Here is a 6792-nt window from a genome sequence, read left to right as displayed (position 1 = left end):
TACAGATTAAAAGATAGAAAAGAGTATATGTCTTCTAGAAAAGAAATCACAAATACTCTTTTAAATAAATAAATTCTCTGCACTTTTTAAATGACTTTTTTATGTAGAATTAGATTGTCGTTGACAGAACAAAATAAAGAAATTTAAATGCCCAATCCCATCCTTCAAAATATCCGTACTCATAAGGACTTCGAGAGTTTTCTTCCATTTTTAATAAAAATTCGCGAGTTTTTCCTTGAAATTTGTTTTTATCCAATATCTTTTTTACTCTCTCCACCCGTCCTTCTTCAAAAGACGGTAAGGATTGGTTTTCCAAGATTTTGCTGAATTCATTGCCATAGCTCCCCCAGCCGAGATAATTTTCTTGCACCCACAAATAGTAGGATTCCCGAGGAAGATAATGAGAATAATAAACCTTCGAGGGTAGAGAAGTCTTCATATCATTACGAGAAATCTTTTTCTCCTGTTCATAGTGCTTTCTTAAAAAATCCAAATCCTCTTTCACTTTCTCGTTAGTAATCACACCATAATCAACTTCCTCTGCCCATTTTCTCTCTTGAAGCTTTGCCTCGATTCCCATTAGGATTTGCTTATCATTTACTGAACGTTCTACACTTTGAATATCTAAAAACAAAAGCAAGAGTACGAAAAAAATAACAAGGAGAATGCCGATTCGTGTAACCATAGAATATGTTATTCGTCGTAATTCCGTCTGAACCATTCGCAACATTCAAATCCACTCCTATTACTTTCTTCCATGATCAATTTCTTCTGGATTATAGAAAAGATAAAGTGCCTCCAAAACTGGAGCTTTCGGAAGTGCATCTTTAGACGGTGATTGTTCAGAAACCACTTTTGCTCGTATTTCTACCCCATCTCGATGATAGCCAATTAATTGAACATTAGATGGCAAATTTAACAATTCTTTTTCAGTTATGGGATACTCCCAAACTTTTCCTTGAATTTCCATGAGTAATTTTTCTTCTTTTCCCGAACAAATAAGTTTTCCATCTTTGATAAAAATAATTTGATCTGCAATACTTTCCACATCTGAAGTAATATGAGTAGAGAGCAAAATAATCCGATTGGAAGAAATGGAAGCAAGATAGTTCTTCAGTTTTAAACGCTGTTTCGGATCTAGCCCTGCTGTCGGTTCATCAAGAAGCAAAATCTTCGGGTCATTCAGCAAAGCTTGAATTATATTTAGACGTTGTTTCATTCCTCCAGAATAGGTGCGAATCTTTTTATTCCAAGCTTCCGTCAAATCCATGACTTCAAAAAGTTTTTTTCCCCTTTCTTCCGTTTCTTTTTTCGAAAGACCTTTTACTGCTCCAAGATAATCGATAAATTCCCAGCCCGTAAAATTCGGATAATGTCCAAAAAGTTGTGGCTGATATCCCAAAACTCCGAGATATTCTTCTCTAATCTTGTGTATTTCTTTCCCATCCCACAAAATAGTTCCTGCTGTTGGCTTTAAAAGTGTAGCAATGATTCTCATAAGTGTAGTCTTTCCAGCTCCATTTGCCCCCAGAAATCCATAAATTCCAGGGTGAAGTGTTATTGTAAATCCGTCAACTACTGATTTTTTCTTAAATTGCATAGTAACATTTTCCAAAGTTAATTCCATTTTAATCCCTCATTTCTTTTTATAATGATTCTAATATTTTAAGGTGTTCATTTTTTTGTAAGTGTTGCTGACATATCTCTTCCTCTTTTTTTGAAAAAATCATTATTTCTTCACTATCCATTTCCTCGATGCAAAATCCTTTACTATAAATATGAGTTTATTATATCCCATTTTTTTTATCTATTTATCAAAAAACTATTAAGATTTTCAAAATAACCTTGAAGTTTTCTTAATATTTCCTATTTCAAAAAACCAGCTTTATCAACCAAAGTACAGTTGTTATCATCCTAATGGAAAATAAGTAACACATACCTGATAGCCTTTAATGAACTATCAGACCTATTTTCTTAATTTTAATTACAACATTAAGAAATTCCAAACTTGATTCATAAAAATTTATAATTCTATCTGAAAAAGCTCTATATTTTGATTTGCTTTAAGCATTTCATCAAAATATAGAGCTTTTTCTTTTTATTTACTTATACTCAGTTATTTCTAATTTTAATCTTATTATTTATTGAACTTCAATGATGTCCTCATTTTCTAATATAGCTTTTTCATTATTACATTCTATTTTTTTCTCTTCTTCTATACTTGATATGGAATATTCATCTATATTTGCTTGAAGTTTATTCCTCTCTTCTGTAATTATCTCTATCTCTTTCTTTAACTGCTTTATTTTCACACCTTGTTTTATTTGTTTAATAATACCTAATAAAAGTACAATTAAAGCTCCTATAACAGCAGAACCTAAGATTACAACAGCTTGAGAAATCGTAAACTTAGTGAATAAGAAATTGATTTCAACACTCCTTGCATTTTGAATAGCAAATATTGCCACTAAAACAGAAAATAATAGCGATATTATAAATTTGAATTCCATGTTTACTTTAAGCTTCATCAAAATCTCCCCTAATCTAATACATCTCCTAGTTATAATTTATGACTATTATAATATAAATACTTTATTCCTACAAGTACTTATCTATCTATTTTGTTCTTTATAACTATGGTTTGACATTAAGTATGAAAAATATAAAGTGAGGGTATTTATATATATAGAACCTGTCCATATATTTCTATAGACAGGCTCTATTAATTTAATCACTTAAATAATTATATACATATGCAGTAATTATATTTTTAAGTATATTGTTTCTTAAAATTTTCTCCTATGACATCAGCAACTAATATTGCTGCGTATACATCTTCTGCTGTTACTTTAAATGGCATATAATGAATTGTTTCACTTTCTACACAACTTAATTTTGCTGCTTCCATTAATTTTTCCTTTGGAACATCAGACATATTCAAGTCTGCTAAGGTAGTTGGAAGACCTACTTCATTACAAAAATACAATACTTCATTTAATTCCTCCATAGAAACATTTTCTAATACTAATTGAACCAATACCCCAAAGGCAACTTTTTCCCCATGATATAAAACATGAGCTTCTTCTATAACTGTTAATCCGTTGTGAATAGCATGAGCAGCACCAAGTCCACCACTCTCAAATCCAAGACCACTTAAAAGAGTATTTGCTTCTACTATTTTTTCCACAGCCTTAGTTACAACATTTTTTTCTACAGCTAATTTTGCCTTTAATCCTTCATTTATTAAAGTATTATAGCACAAATTAGCTAAAGAAATAGCAGCATCTGTAGCAAGTCCACCGGCCATAGTAGTGGAACCTGATTGAAAACTAGCTCTAGCTTCAAATTTTGTAGCAAGAGCATCTCCCATTCCTGCAACAATTAATCTTGCAGGTGCAGACACAACTGCCTCTAAGTCAATTAGTACAACATCTGGATTTTTAGGTAAAAGCAGGTATTCATCGAATTCTCCTTCATCTGTATATAGTACAGACAATGCACTACATGGCGCATCAGTACTTGCAATAGTGGGAACTATGACTACTGGCATATTTTGATAGTAAGCAACTGCCTTTGCAGTATCATGAATTTTCCCTCCACCTATGCCTATAATAGTATCTGCACCTATTGTCTTAACTTCTTCCTCAAGTCTCTTTATCTCCCCTTTTGAGCATTCACCATTGAATTTTGCAAAATGAATATTAGTAGAATGCCCAAAACTTTCTTTCACAGTTTCTCCAAATCTTTTATAACCTGATTCACTAATTATAACAAAAAACGATTTTCCTAAATTACCTATATGATCTTTAATTCTCTTTAACTCTCCAGTACCCTGTATATATTTCCCTGGTGAAATTATGATTTTTGTCACTAACAACACTCCTTTATAATTTTTATTTGTTAGTTATCATACCCTTATTTGGTAATTAATTAACAAATCATAGATATGTTTTATATTTAGATATATCATATAGATAAGATAAAGCTACTGATATAATCTCATCCTTTATATACTTTAAGTTTAATAATTTCTATACCAATGGTTATGGTATAGAAATTATTTATTGGAGATAAAAAAGTAAATATAATAAAATTGTAATGTCTAAGTAATAGCATGAATATAAGAGTTAATATTGCCTAAAACCAATATTAGAAAAATCTTATTAAATCAATTATTATATATAAAAATCTAATCCTACTTACTTACAGTTTTAAAATTAGATAAAATGTAGAAAGGCGGTACTATTAATATGGAAGTTAAACAATCTGTAATATGTGGAGTATGTCCTGGTTCTTGTGTAGTTGATGTTAATTTAGAAGATGGAAATTTAATTGATATTTTTCCTGCAAAAGATGAACCTTTTGGCGCTCTTTGTTTAAGAGGAAAATTTGCAAAAGAAATTCTTTATTCTCCAGATAGGCTGAAAAAACCTCTTATTCGTGTAGATGAAAAAGGAGAAGGAATTTTTAGAGAAACTAGCTGGGAAGAGGCATTAGATTATGTTGCCCATGGATTCTTGAAGATAAAGGAAAAATATGGACCAGAGGCTCTGATTAACCATTCAGGTCGTGGTGGATTCGAAGCAAGCACTTCAGACTTTCTAGGGATTGTAAACCCGGAAAACCGTGCCGTTCCAGGTTTTTTTCTGCCATTAGGATCACCTAATGTATCAAGTGTTGGTTCAGTATGTTATAATTCCTTTGGAGCATTTGCTCCAATTACAACCTTTGGTGCTTATGGTAATAGCATTTTACCAGATATAGCCAATGCAAATCGAATTGTAGTTTGGGGGGCTAATCCAATTACCAAATCCCCTCAATTCCAATTTCATGCTATTCAAGCCGCTGTAAGCAGAGGTGCTAAGATAACTGCAATTGACCATTTTAAAACTGATATATGTAAACGAGCTGAAGAATATTATCTGGTTCGTTCAGGTACAGATGGGGCATTGGCACTTGCAATCTTAAAAATTATTATAGAAGAAGATCTTTATAATAAAGAATTTGTGGAAAAATGGACTGAAGGATTTGAGGAACTTAAATCCTATGTTGCCTCTAAAACACTTGAAGAATGGGCGGATATTCCTGGATTAGATCCAGAGGCAATACGTCATCTAACTTATCAAATAGCAGAAGAAGAAAAGACTACCTTAGTAATGTATACTGGATTAGAATATTCCAATTCAGGAGTACAAACCATAAGAGCAGTTTATACTATTTGGGCATTATTAGGAAAAATAGATATTCCAGGAGGCATACTATTAAATTCACCAGCAAAGCTAAATAGAGTAAAAGAAATTTACTGTGAAAAACCAGATAAAAAACCTATTGGTGCCAATGAATATCCTTTATTCTGCGAATTAATGCAAAATGCCCATTTTATGAAATTTCCTCAAGCAGTTTTAGAAAATAATCCTTATCCAGTAAAGGGTTTATTAAACTTAGGTTCATCTATTTTAACCAGCTATCCAAATCCAAATAAATTTGCTAAAGCTCTATCTAAATTAGAATTTTTTGTTGTAATAGATAGATACTTTACAGAGGATTGTAAGTATGCAGATGTTGTATTACCTGCAACTACATATTTTGAAGATGAATCCTATGTTGTACATGGATCAACTATTAGAAAAAGAAGTCGTGTAGTAGAACCAATTGGTGAAGCACGCACAGATATTTTCATTATACATGATATAGCAAAGAGGCTTGGATATGGTGAAAATTATCCTAAAGATGAATTTGAGCTTCTTGAAAGAGCCTTGGGAAGCAAAGAGTTGGCGGAGCAATTAAATAGAGATGGTTTCGTTAAATATCCTGTACCTGAAAGGACTTTTAAAAAATATGAAAGTGGTAAATTTCGTAAAGATGGCAAGTTAGGATTTCCTACACCTTCTGGGAAATTTGAAATTAAATCATCATTACTTGAAGAGTTTGGATATCCAGGATTGCCAGAATATATGGAACCAACAGAGAGTCCTGTAAGTCAACCTGAATTGGCAAAAACTTATCCCTTAGTTCTAAATACAGGAGCACGTATCTCTACTACCTTCCGTTCACAATTTTTAAATATATCTGGCTTACTAAAAATTCAACCAGAACCTTTGGTATGGATCAATACAGCTGATGCAGAAAATCGTAATATAGCAGATGGAGATAAGGTATGGGTTAAAACTAAAAGGGATCAGGTGGAATTTATGGCTAAAGTTACTGATGAAATTCCATCAGGTGAAATAGAATTGAATATGGGTGGTGGCTCTGATTATCAAGCTGAAGCTTGGGCAAAGTCCAATACTAATCGTTTAACTGATGATGAAAATTGTGACTATATTTCTGGATTCCCTATTTACAAAGCTTTACTATGTGATGTGGAAAAATTAGACTCTAAGAAGAAATAATATAAACCCCTTAAAGAAATAGATAGTTATCCATTTCTTTAAGGGGTAATTAAAAGCTAATAATAAAATGGGATACACTTGAGAATCACTGTAACCACCATCTATTTAATTCATAATGAGGCATATCTTGATAATTTTTGAAATAATAGCCTGGAGTAAGTCCTACTTCTTTCCCAATTTCTGCACATTTTCTAAAAAACTCCAAATCTCCATAGGGTTCATCAGTATTATCTTCACAAATGTCAAATGCACGTCTTTTGGTATGTTTGCTATTTTCTAGAGAAGTCAAACATATGTGACACGACCTCTGAAAAATTTTCTCTGAATAATGCTGTGGTTTTCTTAAATTGCTAGTAATTATTTTGTCAAGGAGGAAAGCGATAGCGATCCTTGATTAAAT

6 protein-coding genes are annotated in these 6792 nt (G+C 31.9%); 1 reads left to right on the top strand and 5 read right to left on the bottom strand.

Annotated features, from left to right (window positions below):
* Nucleotides 1-109 precede the first annotated feature (109 nt).
* The 4 genes from FYJ83_RS18950 to FYJ83_RS18935 all read right to left on the bottom strand — a co-directional run bounded on the left by FYJ83_RS18950 (nt 110) and on the right by FYJ83_RS18935 (nt 3871).
* The gene (locus FYJ83_RS18950; RefSeq protein WP_154443057.1) at nt 110-730 is read right to left on the bottom strand and encodes a hypothetical protein; all 621 of its coding nucleotides are present in this window, start codon (nt 728-730) and stop codon (nt 110-112) included.
* 15 nt (nt 731-745) lie between these two features.
* Nucleotides 746-1627, bottom strand: coding sequence for an ATP-binding cassette domain-containing protein (locus tag FYJ83_RS18945; RefSeq protein WP_154443056.1), 882 nt, complete (start codon nt 1625-1627; stop codon nt 746-748).
* Between the two features lie 514 nt (nt 1628-2141).
* Complete coding sequence (locus FYJ83_RS18940; RefSeq protein ID WP_154443055.1) at nt 2142-2528, bottom strand: LapA family protein; 387 nt, start codon at nt 2526-2528, stop codon at nt 2142-2144.
* 242 nt (nt 2529-2770) lie between these two features.
* Nucleotides 2771-3871 carry a glycerol dehydrogenase gene (locus tag FYJ83_RS18935; RefSeq protein WP_216585605.1) on the bottom strand — a complete coding sequence of 367 codons (1101 nt, stop codon included), beginning with the start codon at nt 3869-3871 and terminating at the stop codon, nt 2771-2773.
* A 379-nt stretch (nt 3872-4250) separates the two neighbouring features.
* On the opposite strand from FYJ83_RS18935, the gene FYJ83_RS18930 reads away from it, so the two are divergent.
* Entirely contained in the window at nt 4251-6392 is a 2142-nt protein-coding gene (locus FYJ83_RS18930) for a molybdopterin-containing oxidoreductase family protein (RefSeq protein WP_154443053.1), read from the top strand.
* An 85-nt stretch (nt 6393-6477) separates the two neighbouring features.
* Here FYJ83_RS18930 and FYJ83_RS18925 read toward each other — a convergent pair whose 3' ends face one another.
* Nucleotides 6478-6681 carry a M15 family metallopeptidase gene (locus FYJ83_RS18925; protein WP_154443052.1) on the bottom strand — a complete coding sequence of 68 codons (204 nt, stop codon included), beginning with the start codon at nt 6679-6681 and terminating at the stop codon, nt 6478-6480.
* Between the last annotated feature and the right edge of the window lie 111 nt (nt 6682-6792).

This window comes from Tissierella pigra, from assembly GCF_009695605.1.
Taxonomy (GTDB): Bacteria; Bacillota; Clostridia; order Tissierellales; family Tissierellaceae; genus Tissierella; species Tissierella pigra.
Note: the sequence above shows the minus strand (reverse complement) of the source record. Positions and strands in the feature narration are given on the sequence as shown.

Coding starts and splice junctions, on each gene's coding strand:
- FYJ83_RS18950 (WP_154443057.1), bottom strand. CDS start 730: ATGTTGCGAATGGTTCAGACGGAATTACGACGAATAACATATTCTATG.
- FYJ83_RS18940 (WP_154443055.1), bottom strand. CDS start 2,528: ATGAAGCTTAAAGTAAACATGGAATTCAAATTTATAATATCGCTATTA.
- FYJ83_RS18930 (WP_154443053.1), top strand. CDS start 4,251: ATGGAAGTTAAACAATCTGTAATATGTGGAGTATGTCCTGGTTCTTGT.
- FYJ83_RS18945 (WP_154443056.1), bottom strand. CDS start 1,627: ATGGAATTAACTTTGGAAAATGTTACTATGCAATTTAAGAAAAAATCA.